11 protein-coding genes are annotated in these 14,799 nt (G+C 62.2%); 1 reads left to right on the top strand and 10 read right to left on the bottom strand.

Going from position 1 to position 14,799, the window contains the following annotated elements:
- Window positions 1-223: 223 nt before the first annotated feature.
- Complete coding sequence (locus E9677_RS23195; RefSeq protein ID WP_136560431.1) at window positions 224-1,069, top strand: GGDEF domain-containing protein; 846 nt, start codon at window positions 224-226, stop codon at window positions 1,067-1,069.
- On the opposite strand, the gene ligA is transcribed toward E9677_RS23195, so the two are convergent.
- The 10 genes from ligA to E9677_RS23145 form a co-directional block, all read right to left on the bottom strand.
- Window positions 1,070-3,226 (bottom strand): NAD-dependent DNA ligase LigA, encoded by a 2,157-nt coding sequence (gene ligA, locus E9677_RS23190; protein ID WP_136560430.1) that lies wholly within the window; start codon window positions 3,224-3,226, stop codon window positions 1,070-1,072.
- Between the two features lie 63 nt (window positions 3,227-3,289).
- Window positions 3,290-4,102 carry an endonuclease/exonuclease/phosphatase family protein gene (locus E9677_RS23185; RefSeq protein ID WP_136560429.1) on the bottom strand — a complete coding sequence of 271 codons (813 nt, stop codon included), beginning with the start codon at window positions 4,100-4,102 and terminating at the stop codon, window positions 3,290-3,292.
- A gap of 75 nt (window positions 4,103-4,177) precedes the next feature.
- The gene (gene cls, locus E9677_RS23180) at window positions 4,178-5,626 is read right to left on the bottom strand and encodes a cardiolipin synthase (protein ID WP_136560428.1); all 1,449 of its coding nucleotides are present in this window, start codon (window positions 5,624-5,626) and stop codon (window positions 4,178-4,180) included.
- Between the two features lie 58 nt (window positions 5,627-5,684).
- Window positions 5,685-7,358, bottom strand: a complete 1,674-nt coding sequence (recN, locus tag E9677_RS23175; RefSeq protein WP_136560427.1) for a DNA repair protein RecN — start codon at window positions 7,356-7,358, stop codon at window positions 5,685-5,687.
- A 33-nt stretch (window positions 7,359-7,391) separates the two neighbouring features.
- Entirely contained in the window at window positions 7,392-8,198 is an 807-nt protein-coding gene (locus E9677_RS23170; RefSeq protein WP_408014777.1) for an outer membrane protein assembly factor BamD, read from the bottom strand.
- Between the two features lie 282 nt (window positions 8,199-8,480).
- Entirely contained in the window at window positions 8,481-9,437 is a 957-nt protein-coding gene (lpxC, locus tag E9677_RS23165; protein WP_136560425.1) for a UDP-3-O-acyl-N-acetylglucosamine deacetylase, read from the bottom strand.
- A gap of 261 nt (window positions 9,438-9,698) precedes the next feature.
- Entirely contained in the window at window positions 9,699-11,444 is a 1,746-nt protein-coding gene (gene ftsZ, locus E9677_RS23160) for a cell division protein FtsZ (RefSeq protein ID WP_136560424.1), read from the bottom strand.
- A gap of 95 nt (window positions 11,445-11,539) precedes the next feature.
- Window positions 11,540-12,871, bottom strand: coding sequence for a cell division protein FtsA (ftsA, locus tag E9677_RS23155; RefSeq protein WP_136560423.1), 1,332 nt, complete (start codon window positions 12,869-12,871; stop codon window positions 11,540-11,542).
- A complete protein-coding gene (locus tag E9677_RS23150; RefSeq protein WP_168801320.1) occupies window positions 12,868-13,800 on the bottom strand; it encodes a cell division protein FtsQ/DivIB in 933 nt (310 codons plus the stop codon). The genes ftsA and E9677_RS23150 overlap by 4 nt, the downstream gene beginning before the upstream one ends.
- Window positions 13,788-14,714, bottom strand: a complete 927-nt coding sequence (locus E9677_RS23145; protein ID WP_136560421.1) for a D-alanine--D-alanine ligase — start codon at window positions 14,712-14,714, stop codon at window positions 13,788-13,790. The genes E9677_RS23150 and E9677_RS23145 overlap by 13 nt, the downstream gene beginning before the upstream one ends.
- Window positions 14,715-14,799: the final 85 nt, after the last annotated feature.

The raw sequence follows: 14,799 nt of genomic DNA, 5'->3' as shown, positions 1-14,799 counted from the left end.
GCAATCCAGAGTTACAGATTCATCTAAACTTAATTTGTGATGGATTAATTTTGGTGTAAGTGCAGGAGACGGCTTTACTGTCGGGGCGGCTTTGTTCACCTTTACCGCAGACGGCCGCATAGTCATTGGGTCAGAGATATTTCAGAATAGATAACGCCACCGAAGTCGATGTGGCGGTTCATGGGCAACCGTGATTTCAAGTCATATTGTGTGGGCGGTGGTGATGTTGAAGAAACGTATAGAGGCCTGGGTAATTCGCGACATAGGACTGACAGAGTTCGACAATTGGGATCCCGTGATGCGTTTCGCGACGCGGTTGTCCATCCGAACCTCGATCATTGCATGCACGATGGTGGCTTCGACCCTCGTCGTCCTGCACGCTCTGGGTGTCCTACTCAACCCACTGCTGCGAGACCTCGCAATCGGCTGCGGAATCGCCTTCATCGTGTCGTTCGCGCTGACGATGCTCTGCTCACTCTACATGGGCTATGCCGTGATCCATCTTGCCCGAACGCGCCTCGAATTCCGCCAGATGAGCCGAACCGACATGCTCTCGGGCCTGCTCAATCGCCGCGCCTTCATCGACGACCTTTCCCAGGTAGAGCGGGGATATTTGCTGATCATCGACATCGATCGCTTCAAGCAGATCAACGATCGCTACGGGCACTTGGCAGGTGACGACGTGATCGTTTCGGTCGCCGAGATGCTGAAGGAAACTGCCGGGCCGCCGCATCTCGTCGCCCGCATTGGCGGGGAGGAATTCGCAATCCTCTTCCGCGACACGGATTTCGCCGAAGTGGTGTCGCTCGCGGAGAAACTGCGCCGTACTGTCGCCAACCGCCAGATCGAAGCCGTTCATCACACCATCACGGTCACGGTCTCCGGGGGGCTGGCCGACATCACCCCGATCCTGGATTTCTCAGCCGTCTACGCCGCCGCCGACCGGGCGCTCTACATCGCGAAATCTGCCGGCCGCAACCGCATCGTGCTCGAACGCGACCTGCCCCGCACTGCACATATAGACAGCCCGGCCATCGACCTACCCGACGCCGCCTTCAGCGTCGCGTGATCAGCCGGCGATCAGTTCCAGCCACTCGTCTTCGGTCATGACCTGAACGCCCAGTTCCCGCGCCTTGTCCAGTTTCGAACCCGCCCCTGGCCCTGCAACCACGTAGTCGGTCTTCTTGGACACGGACCCGGCCACCTTGGCACCCAGGGATTCGGCACGCGCCTTCGCCTCGTCACGCGTGAACCGCTCGAGCGATCCGGTAAAGACCACGGTTTTGCCGACGACAGGACTTCCGGTGGTGAGAGCGGCTTCTGCATCGAGCGGGCGCACCTCGTCGAGCAGGCGTTGCACGACCTCGAGGTTGCGTGGTTCCTTGAAGAACTCGACGATCGAGGCGGCAACGACCTCGCCGATGCCTTCAATGTTGTTGAGGTCGTTCCAGGCATCGCCGAACTTCGGCGCTGCCGCCTGCATCGCCTCGGAGAACGCAGCGTAGCTGCCATAGGAGCGCGCCAGCAGCTTTGCCGTTGTCTCCCCGACATGACGGATGCCGAGCGCGAAGATGAAGCGGTTGAGCGCAATCTCACGCCGCGCATCGATCGCCTCGAACAGCTTGCGCACGCTGACGCGGCCGAAGCCTTCGATATTCTCCAGCTTGGTCAGCGATTGCTCCTGGCGCACCTTGAGGGTGAAGATATCGGGCGCCGCGCGGATCATCAGCGCCGGATCCTCGCTCTCGAAGAAGAAGTCGACCTGCTTGGTGCCGAGCCCCTCGATGTCGAAGGCATTGCGCGAGACGAAATGCTTGATGTGCTCGACCGCCTGGGCACGGCAGACGAAACCGCCGGTGCAGCGAGTGACCGAATCGAGCTTGCCGGTCTTCTCGTTCTTCTCCCGCACCGCGTGGCTGCCGCAAACCGGGCATTTCGTCGGGAAGACATACTTTGCCGCCCCCTCGGGCCGCTTCTCCAGCACGACGTCGAGCACCTGCGGAATGACGTCACCGGCGCGCTGGACGATGACCGTGTCACCAATCCTGATATCATGCTCATCCTCGCGGATGCGCTGGCCGGAATTTCCGATGCCCTCGATGTAATCGGCATTGTGCAGGGTGGCATTGGTCACGACCACACCACCGACCGTCACGGGCGTGAGCCGGGCGACCGGTGTCAGCGCACCGGTGCGCCCAACCTGAATGTCAATGGCTTCGACCGTCGTGAAGGCCTGTTCCGCCGGGAACTTGTGGGCCGTTGCCCAGCGTGGCGAACGCGAACGGAAGCCGAGGCGGGCCTGCAGGTCGAGCCGGTCAACCTTGTAGACGACACCGTCGATATCGTAATCCAGATCGGCGCGCTTGAGACCGATGTCGCTGTAATGCGCGATGATCTCCTCGACGGAGCTCAGCCGCCGCGTCAATGGATTGACCGGGAAGCCCCAGCGTTTGAACACCTGTACCATGCCCCACTGGGTGTCTTCAGGCATCTGGCTGATCTCGCCCCAGGCATAGGCGAAGAAGCGCAGATTGCGGCTGGCCGTCACCTTCGGGTCGAGCTGGCGCAGCGAGCCCGAGGCGGTGTTGCGCGGGTTGACATAGGTCTGCTTGCCCTCGGCCTCCATCTGCGCGTTGAGCGCCATGAAGTCGGATTTCGCCATGTAGACCTCGCCGCGCACCTCGACGATGTCAGGCGCGTCGGCCGGCAGTTCCTCCGGGATTTCCCGGATCGTGCGGATATTGGCCGTGACGTTTTCACCGGTCGTCCCGTCGCCTCGCGTGGCGGCCGTCACCAGCTTGCGGTTCTCGTAGCGCAGCGACATGGAGAGCCCGTCGATCTTTGGCTCGGCCGTGAACGCGATGGAATTGTCCGGCATCTGCCCGAGGAAGCGATAGACCGAGGCCACGAAGTCCTGCACGTCCTCGTCGGAAAACGCATTGTCGAGCGATAGCATCGGCCTTGCATGCACGACCTGGGCAAAGATCCCGGCAGGGGCGGCACCCACCCGCTGCGACGGACTGTCAGTGCGCACCATTTGCGGAAACTGTGCCTCGATCGCATCGTTGCGCTGCTTCAGCGCGTCGTAGTCCGCATCCGAGATCTCCGGCTGGTCCTTGCCGTGATAGAGCGCGTCGTGATGGGCGATCTCGGCCGCGAGCCGCTGTAGCTCGGCCTTCGCCTGCTCCTCGCTCAGGGTTTCGACGGGACTGGTGTCAACGGCCATGGCAACCTCCGGAAATCTCCAGTCGGGTTTAGCGGAAAATCGGCGAATGAAAAGGCCCGGCCCTCAGTCCTCCACCTTGCCGAGATCAAGCCTTGCCGTCAGCGGCAAATGATCCGACGCCACTCGGGCGAGCGGCGTATCATGCACGGTCAGATCCGCGATCAACCCCGCCCTGTTGGCCATGATCCGGTCGAGCGAAAGTACAGGTAGCCGTGCCGGAAAGCTCGGGATCGCCGGCGGTAGCGGCCCGAAGATGGGCTCGAGCCGGGTCAGCGCCGAGCCAGGTCCCAGCCGCCACTCGTTAAAGTCGCCCATCAGCAGCGTCGGCCGCTCGTCCCGGCTCTGCAGGAGATCGAGGATCACGTCGGCCTGCTGCCGCCGCGCCCAACGCAGGAGCCCGAGGTGGGCAGCGATGACGCGCAGCCCCGCCTTGCCTTCGAGATCGATCTCCGCGACCAGCGCGCCCCGCGGTTCGAGCCCCGGCAGCGCAATCTGGTGCACGTCGCGCACGATGCCCTCGCGAAACAGGAGCACATTGCCGCGCCAGCCATGTGACTTCGGACCGGCGATGACGGGAACCGCCAGCAATCCGGTTTCGAGCCTGAGTCGGTTGAGATCGAGCAGACCGGACCGCTCGCCGAAGCGCTGATCCGCCTCCTGTAGTGCGATCACGTCGGGCCCTATTTCGCGGATGACATCGATGATCCGCTCCGGATCGAAACGGCCGTCGGTGCCGACGCATTTGTGCACATTGTAGGAGGCGACCGTCATTACCCCCTCGGTCGTCCCGGATGAAACACGCTCGCCCGGCCGCGATTTGCGATTGCGCAGCGAGGTCACCATCGTGCGAGCGAGGCTGGGCTTTATCTTTTTCATCACACCAGGTGCATCCGTCGTCTTTCGAGGCGTTGACCGTTGCGGCCCTGACAGCCACGAATGGCCGTTCATTTGTCAAAGATAGGGCGATCCGAGCCAGAAAAAGCGGTCGATTATCCGGTTCGGCAGGGAACGTGCCCTCAGGCTTTCGAGGGTCATCTCTTCCGCCGTCCCCAGCCTCTCGTCGATACGGTCTTCGATCTGTTCGGCCAGCACCCGGTCATACACTTCGAGATCGATCTCGAAATTGAGCCTGAGCGAACGCGAATCGAGATTGGAGGATCCGACGAAACACCATTGCCGGTCGACCACCATCAGCTTTGAATGGTCGAAAGTGCCGGTCGACAGATGTACGCGACAGCCTTCCCGCAGGATCTGGTCAAACTGCCCCATCATCGCACGTGCCACGATGGCGAGATTGTTCTGCGAAGGCACGATCACATCGACCTGCACGCCCCGCCGTGCCGCCGTATTCAACGCCGCGATGAAGGTCGTATCCGGCAGGAAATAGGGCGAGACGATCCGGATCGAGCGTTCGGCGACTGAAAAGGCACCGAGCAAGAGCCGGTGATTCGTCTCGATATGGGTATCCGGCCCCGACACCACGGCCCGGATCGCGGTCCCCGTCCCCGACACCGCATCGTCGAGCCGCACCCGCCACTCCGGCCCCAGCAGAACCTCACCCGTCTCGAAATGCCAGTCTTCGGCCGCGACCGCCAGGATGTCGGCGACGACGGGACCGGTCACCCTGAAATGCGTGTCACGCGCACCATCAGACCCGACAAAGCCGGCGCGGATATTCATGCCGCCGACGAAGGCTGTCGCACCATCCACCACCATGATCTTCCGGTGGGTGCGCAGATTGGCGTAAGGAAGCCGGAGCCCCATGATGACCTGACCGTTGAAGACCGCCACCGGAACGCCGCCCTCTTCCAGATAGCCGATGATGCTGGGCACGCTGTAACGCGCACCGACGGCATCGACGATCACGCGCACAACGACACCGCGCCGATGGGCAGCGATCAGACAATCCGCGATACGCAGGCCGACGGCATCACGATCGAAAATATAGGTTTCGAGGATGATGCTCTGTTCAGCAGCCTCGATCGCCCAGCACATCCCGTCAAAGGTCTCCTCACCGGTGGTGAGCATCGCGATGTGGTTGCCGGACGAAAGCGGACGGCGGGTCACCTTATCCCCGAGCAGCTTCATCTGTCCGAACCTGGCGCCGAACTGCGTGGCCACCGTTTCGCGGCTGACGGCATAGAGCGAGAGACTGCGCCAGATCTCGTCGAGTTCCAGGGCACGTCGAGAAATGAGGGTCGCGCGCCGAATGCGGTTGATACCCGCCACCGCATATATCATGGCTCCCACCAGCGGCGAGAGGATGATCACGCCTACCCAGCCGAGGGCAGAGCGAACTTCGCGCTTGGTCATCGCCGCATGGGTCGCGGCGATCGTACCGAAGACCACGGAGAGCACGGCAAGGGTCTCGGCCCAGTAGATCTGGATCAGTTCAAGCATGGCGGACCAGCGAAACAGGTTTTGGTGAGAATCGCAACCAACACCGGGCGGATGGAGATCACTCGCCGGCCGCAAGCAGCTTGGCCGCTGCCGCCCGTGCTTCGTCGGTCACAGAGGCACCCGCGAGCATGCGCGCAATCTCTTCCTTGCGATGGTCAGGCTCCATGATCGCCACCCGCGTTGCGATCTTGTCGCCCGCATCGCCGGTCGGGCCCTTGGAAATCAGGAAATGCGTGGAGGCGCGCGCGGCGACCTGCGGCGCATGGGTGACGGAAAGGACCTGCACCCTGGCCGCGAGCCGCTTGAGCCGCTGGCCGATGGCATCGGCCACCGCACCACCGACACCGGTATCGATCTCGTCGAAGACCAATGTCGGCGCGGATCCGCGATCCGCGAGTGCAACCTTCAGCGCCAGCAGGAAGCGCGAGAGCTCGCCACCCGAGGCAACCTTCATGATCGGACCCGGGCGCGTGCCGGGATTGGTCTGGACATGGAATTCCACCGTATCGATGCCGTCTGCCGTGGCGTTCTCGGGATCGGCCGCCACCTCGACCATGAAGCGGGCCCGTTCCAGCTTGAGCGCCGGCAGTTCCTGCATGACGGCATCAGCCAAGGCCTGGGCTGCTTTCTGGCGCTTGGCAGACAATTGCTGGGCTAGGTGATCGTAATGGACCCTGGTCTCGTGCACGGCGGCCTCCAGCTGGCCGAGACGCTCCTCACCAGCATCGAGATCCGCCAGATCCGCCACCATTTTCTCGGCGAGCGCCGGAAGGTCGACAACCGCGACGGAGTATTTGCGGCCGGCGGCTCTGAGAGCAAACAGACGCTCCTCGACCCGCTCCAGTTCGCGGGGATCGAATTCGGTGCGGCGCAGCGCCGCCTCCACTTCCATCTGGGCGGCAGAAAGCGTGTCGAGCGCGGTCCCGAGCAGCTGCACGGTCTCTTCGAGCAGTCCGGGAGCTTCGTGGCTCTTGCGCTCCAGGCGACGCATCAGCGACGCGATATGGGGCACGGGGGACGCGTTGCCATTCAGGAATTCCGAAGCCTCGGCAATGTCGCCTGCAATCCGCTCCGACTTCTGCATGGCCGAGCGCCGCTCGGCGAGGTCGTCCTCTTCACCATCGAGCGGCGAAAGCGTCTCGAGTTCCTCCACGGACGCGCGCAGATAGTCAGCCTCACGGGCGGCGGCCTCGACCTTCGCCTTGTGGGTCTTGAAGAAACGCTCAGCATCCCGCCAGCGGCGATAGCTTTCGCCGAGGTTCACAGCTTCGTCGGTGAGCCCCGCAAAGGCGTCGAGCAGCATGCGATGCGCATTGTTATCGATCAGGGCCCGGTCGTCGTGCTGTCCGTGGATTTCGACAAGCAACTGCCCGACCTGACGCATGAGCTGCACGCTGACCGGCTGGTCGTTGATGTAGGCACGGGTGCGCCCATCGGCCGATTGCACGCGGCGGAAGATGAGATCACCGTCGTCATCGACGCCATTGCCCTTGAGCAAGGTGCGTGCGGAGTGGCTATTGTCCACGTCGAACACAGCCGTCACCTGTCCCTTGTCCTCGCCATGGCGCACGAGAGAGCCATCGCCGCGACCACCGAGCGCAAGCGACAGACTGTCGAGGAGAATTGACTTACCAGCACCCGTCTCGCCGGTCAGCACGGAGAGACCGGCTTCGAAGGCGAGATCCAGCCGCTCGATCAAAACGATATCGCGGATCGACAGCTGGACCAGCATGGGCTCAGGTTCTCACTTCGTGACTTAGGACCGTCAGGTCCCGACCAGCAGCCTGCGGCCGGCGCGGGTGATCCACGACCCGGCGTTCTCACGCGGCTCGACGCCGCCCTTCTGCAACAGCGCGTAGCTGTCGGCATACCACTGGCTGTCCGGATAGTTATGACCGAGGACGGCGGCGGCAGCCTGCGCTTCCGAGACGACACCCATGGCATAGTAGGACTCGACCAGACGTGCGAGCGCTTCCTCGATCTGGTTCGTGTTCGGATACTGCTCGACCACGACGCGGAAACGCGAGACGGCCGCGAGGTATTCCTTGCGCTCCAGATAATAGCGTCCGACCTGCATTTCCTTGCCGGCCAGCTGGTCGCGAGCGAAACGCATCTTGGCCTGCGCATCGTCGACATACTCCGAATCGGGGAATTCGTTGACGACCCGCTGCATCGCCTCGATGGTCTTCACCGAATTGCGCTGGTCCTGCGTGACGCTGGAGATCTGCTTCCAGTAGGAAAGTCCGACGAGATACTGCGCATAGGCAGCGTCCTCGGACTTCGGATAGAGGTTCATGTAGCGGTTGCCGGAGGCGATGGCATCCGCATAGCGGCCAAGCCGATATTTGGTGAACGTGCTCATGACGAGCGACTTGCGCGACCACTCGGAGAACGGATGCTGCGCATCGACAGCGTCGAACTTGCGCGACGCTTCGCCCATGTTACCCGCCTTGATGTTGGCGAGGCCCTGATTGTAGAGGACTTCCGGCGGTTCGGTCTCGGCAGCGAGCTTGCTGATGTCGATATCCGGGTCGGACTGGCACCCAGCGAGCACCGCCCCGACCGACATCATCACGCACAGGCCTGCAATACGCGCGGCTTTCTTCACAACGACCGATCCCACATGATTCATTCGAAATGATCCCGATTGCAGCGCCGCTTGAAAACCGTCGCCTTCAACTGGCGTTTCTAGCCACAAAAGCGGCACTAGGGCAACGCAGTGATGTGACTTTAACGCATTTTTGTGGCAGGGCGCCCAGAAAGTGCCGTTTCTTCAGTATCTTCCGTCGCCCAGCAAAAACGCCGGCCTCCTAATGGAAGCCGGCGCGCAATCTTCCAGTTGCCCGTTCCGAGGTCAGGCCGACCAGGGGGCAAATTCCGGCACCTGGACCGGAACGAATTCCCGCGCACGAACCTGGTGGCTGCGGCTCGGGGCTTCAACCACTTCATAAGCCGTGGGATCGCTGAGCAACGCCTTCAGCGCATTCGCATTCATCTTGTGACCACCACGATAGGAACGGTAGCAGCCGATGAACTGCGCACCGGCCAATGCCAGGTCGCCGACGGCATCCAGCGTCTTGTGACGGACGAACTCGTCCTTCTCGTAGCGCAGACCCTCGACATTGATGACCGTGTCGTCGTCGGAGATGACGACGGAGTTTTCCAGCGAGGAGCCGAGCGCGAAACCGGCGGCCCAGAGGCGCTCAACATCGCGCATGAACCCGAAGGTGCGCGCCCGCGACAGTTCGTTCTTGAAGGTCTCTGCCGTCAGGTCGCCTTCCCACTTCTGCCGGCCAATCAGCTTGCTGTCGAAATCGATCTCGACCTCGAAGCGAGTACCGTCATAGGGGCGGAACTCGGACCAGGAAGCACCCGATTCGATACGCACTGGCTTGGTGACGCGAATATAGCGGCGCTTGACGCCGAGATTTGAAATGCCGACCTGCTCGATCGCATCGATGAAGACTTCCGAGCTGCCATCCATGATCGGCATTTCAGCGCCGTCGACTTCAACGATGACGTTGTCGAGACCGAGCGCATAGAGCGCGGCCATCACATGCTCGACCGTCGCCACGGAGCGGGCCGGGTTGGTTCCAAGCACGGTGCAGAGATCGGTGTTGCCGACATGGGCGGAGACAGCACGATATTCACTGGTCGAGCCGTCGTCATGCTGACGCTGAAAAACAATGCCCGTACCGGCCTCTGCCGGCTGGAAAGTGATTGTCACGTCTCGTCCGGAATGAACCCCGATCCCAGTCAGCGTGAGCGGCGCTGCAATCGTGGTTTGAAATCCGAGCAAAGCAATTGCCATTCCGATAGCCTTAAAATGAAGCGACGAGGCGGTGGATCTGAAACTTGCCGTCGCAAACTTGTGTGAAAGGGCCGTGGAGCCCTGCTTCGATCACATACATACGCGGCACCGCCCATACAGCCAAATCACTGATTCTTTCGCTTTGTAACGAAGCCAGGCCGTTGATTATCATCAACAATTCCACATCCTGAAACAGATCGTGAAATGCAAGAAACCCGGGCCTTGTCAGCCCGGGTTTCGTTAGTGAGTCGTTGTCCGAACTCAGCTCGTCTGGCGGCGCAGGAAGGCCGGGATCTCAAGCTGGTCGTCTTCGCTGGTAGCCCGGGCCGGCGTTACACGACCCTGATCGTCGAGCTGTCCACGACGCGGTGCATAGAGGCTTGCCTCGGCCGAGAGCGGACGACGCTGCTGCGAGGGCGCCACCGGAGCGGAGCCGGTCATGTCACCCATCACAGGCTCCTCATCGGCCTGGCGGCCAAGCGAGTTGGTGATGCGCTTCAAGAGACCCATCGGGCCACGCTCGTCCTGGGCAGCGGGAGCAGCCGGCTGGGCGCGGTGGTCGATTTCGGCGCGCAGGACCGGCGGGAAGTCTTCCACCTTCGGCATGCGAACCGGCTCTGGTGCCATGCGGGGCTCGGCAGCCATCGGTGCCGGCGCAACGGGCGCCTGCATGACGGGAGCGGGCTGCTGCATGACCGGAGCCGGCTGGCTCATGACCGGGGCCGGAGCAACCGGCTGCATCATCTGCGGAGCAGGAGCTGCTTCCGGAGCCGGCGATGCGAACAGGCGGCTTGCCGGGCGGAAGTCCTGCTGCGGCGCGGCATGAGGCTGGCTCAGCGGCTGACGAGCAGCAGCGATTTCGAGTTCGCGTTCCATGGCGGCTTCAGCCGAACGGATGGTGTCTGCGACCGGATCCATGGTCGGCTTGGGGGCCTGCGCCATTGCAGGCTGATATGCGGCCGGTGCCGGAGCAACGGCCGCGGAGGAACGCATAGCAGGCTTTGACAGCGGAGCGGCTTCAAAGCCCTTGGAAGCGAGCGCGGCGCGGTCGATGCCAGTGGCGACGACCGAGACGCGGATGATGCCTTCGAGCGCTTCGTCGAAGGTAGCACCAAGGATGATGTTCGCGTCCGGATCGACTTCTTCGCGAATGCGGGTCGCAGCTTCGTCGACTTCGAACAGGGTCAGGTCACGACCACCGGTGATCGAGATCAGGAGGCCCTGGGCGCCCTTCATCGAGGTTTCGTCGAGCAGCGGGTTGGCGATCGCAGCTTCGGCGGCCTGCATGGCACGACCTTCGCCGGATGCTTCGCCGGTGCCCATCATCGCACGGCCCATTTCGCGCATCACGGAGCGAACGTCCGCGAAGTCGAGGTTGATCAGGCCTTCCTTGACCATCAGGTCGGTGATGCAGGCAACGCCGGAGTAGAGCACCTGGTCGGCCATCGCAAAGGCGTCGGCAAAGGTAGTGCGGTCGTTGGCGATGCGGAACAGGTTCTGGTTCGGGATGACGATCAGCGTGTCGACCGACTTCTGCAGTTCCTCGATACCGGATTCGGCAAGCCGCATGCGGCGGGCGCCTTCGAAGTGGAACGGCTTGGTAACGACGCCGACGGTCAGGATGCCCTTGTTCCGGGCTGCCTGGGCGACGACAGGAGCAGCACCGGTACCGGTACCACCACCCATGCCGGCGGTGACGAAGCACATGTGGGTACCGTTCAGATGATCGATGATCTCGTCGATGCACTCTTCAGCGGCGGCGCGACCGACTTCCGGCTGCGAACCGGCGCCGAGGCCTTCGGTGACATTGACGCCGAGCTGGATGATCCGCTCGGCCTTGGTCATGGTCAGCGCCTGGGCATCCGTGTTGGCGACGACGAAGTCGACGCCCTGCAGACCAGCGGTGATCATGTTGTTGACGGCATTGCCGCCACCGCCACCGACACCGAAGACGGTGATGCGGGGCTTCAGCTCAGTGATATCTGGCTTCTGCAGCTTGATGGTCATGGTACCCGTTCCTTCTTTTTCCGGCCGCATCGCCAAGCCGGCCATGTCATTTCAACAGATTTCCCTTGGCCGAACCTTGTGGTCGGAGGGTGAACTCAAAAACTCTCTTTCAGCCACTGGCCCATGCGGGCGATCCGGCTGTTTCCGTTGCCGAAGGGCGAGAACAACCCGCCCTGCCCGGCATGTGTTTCCTGATCCGCCATCTGCGGATAGATCGTCAGGCCGACGGCCGTCGAGAAGGCCGGTCCCTTGGCCGCTGCCGGCAGACCCGACACACCCATCGGACGACCGATACGCACGTTCCGGGCCAGAATACGGCGGGCCGCCTCCGGCATGCCGGTCAACTGGCAGGCGCCACCCGTCAAAACGACGCGTTTTCCGACCACCGGCGAGAAGCCTGACTTCTGGATCCGGTCGCGCAGCAATTCGAGAGTTTCCTCGATTCGCGCGCTGATGATCCGGGTCAGAAGCGCCTTGGGAACCTGGGTCGGCTGGTCACGGTCGTCCTCGCCGATCGGCGGAACGGACACGAGCTCGCGATCGTCGGCGCCATTGGCGACAGCCGATCCGTAAACAACCTTCAGACGTTCTGCATCCTCGATACGGGTGGAAAGCCCGCGCGCCAGATCGGTCGTCACATGGTGACCACCAATCCCGATGGCGTCCGTATGGATCAGCTTGCCTTCGGCGAAGACCGAGATGGTGGTCATGCCACCACCCATGTCGATCGCCGCACAACCGAGCTCCACTTCGTCGTCGACCAGGGCTGCGAGGCCACTGGCATAAGGCGTGGCAACCACGCCCTCGACGGTCAGATGAGCCCTGTTGATGCAGAGCTCCAGATTGCGGAGCGCTGCCCGTTCGGCCGTGACCACGTGCATGTCGACGCCGAGAACATCGCCATACATTCCAAGTGGATCACGGATTCCCCGCTCTCCGTCAAGCGAAAAGCCTGTGGGAAGCGAATGCAGAACCGCGCGGTCGCTGCCCTGGGATTGCTGGCCGGCCGCAATCAGCACCTTGCGCAGATCGCCGGCCTCGACTTCCTGGCCACCGAGATCGATGGAGGCGGTGTAGACATCCGAGCCAATGCGTCCGGCCGAGACATTGACGATCAAGCTCTCGACGGTGAGGCCCGCCATGCGCTCTGCCGCATCGACCGCGAGCCGCACGACATTTTCAACCGCATCGAGATCGGCGATCACGCCGGACTTGACCCCATGCGAACGCTGATGACCGAGGCCGATGACCTCGACATTGTGGGTGCGGCCCGGCAGCACAGCGGACTCGCGGCGCGGCGTGAGCCGGGCAATGATGCAGACGACCTTGGTCGAGCCGATGTCGAGCACCGAAACGACATGCGCACGCTTCGAAGACAGAGGCTTTGCGCGCGGGAGACCGAAGGAAGAGCCACCAAAGATGCTCATGTCTTCTGCTCCAGTTTCTTGAGAGCCTTGCGACGTTCTTCGACGGCGGCCGTACGGCGCTCCTGCGCACCGGGCGTCAGACGAACGGCGACACGATCCGGCAGGCGCATATCGACGACGGCGATATCCCGCGAGAGAACCTGCTGCTCAGCGTCGAATCGGTTCAGCAGCGCCAATGCTCCGGCGACATTCTCCTCCGGCAAACGGACGACGACGCCAGTGTCGAGATGCACATCCCAACGACGACCGCCGACACGAACGAAAGCCTTCACACGCGAAGCGATCGCCGGCCACTTGGAGAATTCCTCATCGATTACAGCTGCGGCCGTCTCGGCATCACGACCGACGAAGAGCGGAAGCGAGGCGAACTTGTTGTCTCGCAGCGGCGCAATCACCGATCCCGAACGCTCGATCAAGGACAGGTCCGTGCCGTGCTGCCAGATTCCGTAAGCCTGACGCTCGCGCAGCACAACCTCGACCGTCGAGGGATAAACCTTGCGCACATCGGCAGATTCGACCCAGGGAAGCTCGGAAAGCGCCTTGCGGGCACTCGCAATGTCGAGACCGAGCAGACTGGTCGATCCATCGAGACCGAGCAGCTGAAGGATGTCGATTTCCGACGTGTGCTGATTGCCGGAGACTCGAACATCCTCGACGGCAAAACCGGCGGAAGCCGTAACGGCCTGCATGACAACCGGACCATGACCACCAACGACGACGCCATGCAGAGAGACCACGCCATAGAACGCACCGAGACTGACCTTGCCGAGATGACGAGGCAGAACGATACGACCGGAAAACAGACTGATCACGAAACGGGCGACGCGACGCAGCGGGCGCGGAAGCACCTTGGCCTCCGAGGAGGCAATCGGAGCGACCGGATAGGCCCGGGATGCATCAGCCAGTTTTTTGCCGCTCAACGAGAACAAGAGGCGTCCTCCACCATCCAACGTACGAATTCACCAAAACCATAGCCCGCATGGGCCGCCATTTCCGGCAGCAACGAAGTGGGGGTCATGCCAGGCTGGTTGTTGAGTTCCAGCCAGATCAGATCACCATCTTCGGAGAGGCGGTCGTCATAGCGGAAGTCGGACCGACTCACTCCGCGACACCCGAGCGCCTGATGTGCCTTCAGCGCCAATGATTGTATTTTTTGGTAAATTTTCGGTGAAATTTGCGCTGGAAGAACGTGCTGCGAGCCACCTTCCGCATACTTGGAGTCATAATCGTAGAAGCTGTGGCCGAGCGGCACGATCTCCGTCACGCCGAGCACCTTGCCATCCATGACGCCGCAGGTGAGCTCACGCCCCGCCACATAGCGCTCCACCATGACGATATCGCCGTAACGCCATTCGCTGGAGGTCAGGATCTGCGGGGGATGGGCCATGTCCTCGCGCACGATGACAACGCCGAAGCTGGAACCTTCCCGAACCGGCTTGACCACGTAAGGCGGCTTCATCGGATGCACATTGCCGATCTCGAGCCGGTTCATCACCAGCGCATCCGCGACCGGAATGCCCGCCTGCGCGGCCACGATCTTGGCCTGCTTCTTGTCCATCGCAAGCGCCGACGCCAGCACACCGGAATGGGTATAGGGAATCTCGAGGTATTCGAGCACGCCCTGGATCGTGCCATCCTCGCCGAAGGGACCATGCAGCGCATTGAAGGCAACGTCCGGCTTCAGCTCTCCGAGGACACGACCGATGTCACGACCGACGTCTACCCGCGTGACCTGGAAGCCCTCACCTTCGAGGGCTGCAGCGCAGGCGCTACCCGACGACAAGCTCACGGGCCGCTCGGAGGACAATCCACCCATCAAAACCGCGACATGCTTGCCACTCATTTACGCCTCGCAAATTCCTGAACTGGCCGACCGTCGCATGGACCGCATCGGCTCTATGAGGTCAGTTCAACAACATTAAGGTTAA

Origin of the sequence: Peteryoungia rhizophila, from assembly GCF_004912145.1 — a bacterium.
Lineage (GTDB): Bacteria > Pseudomonadota > Alphaproteobacteria > Rhizobiales > Rhizobiaceae > Allorhizobium > Allorhizobium rhizophilum.
Note: the sequence above shows the minus strand (reverse complement) of the source record. Positions and strands in the feature narration are given on the sequence as shown.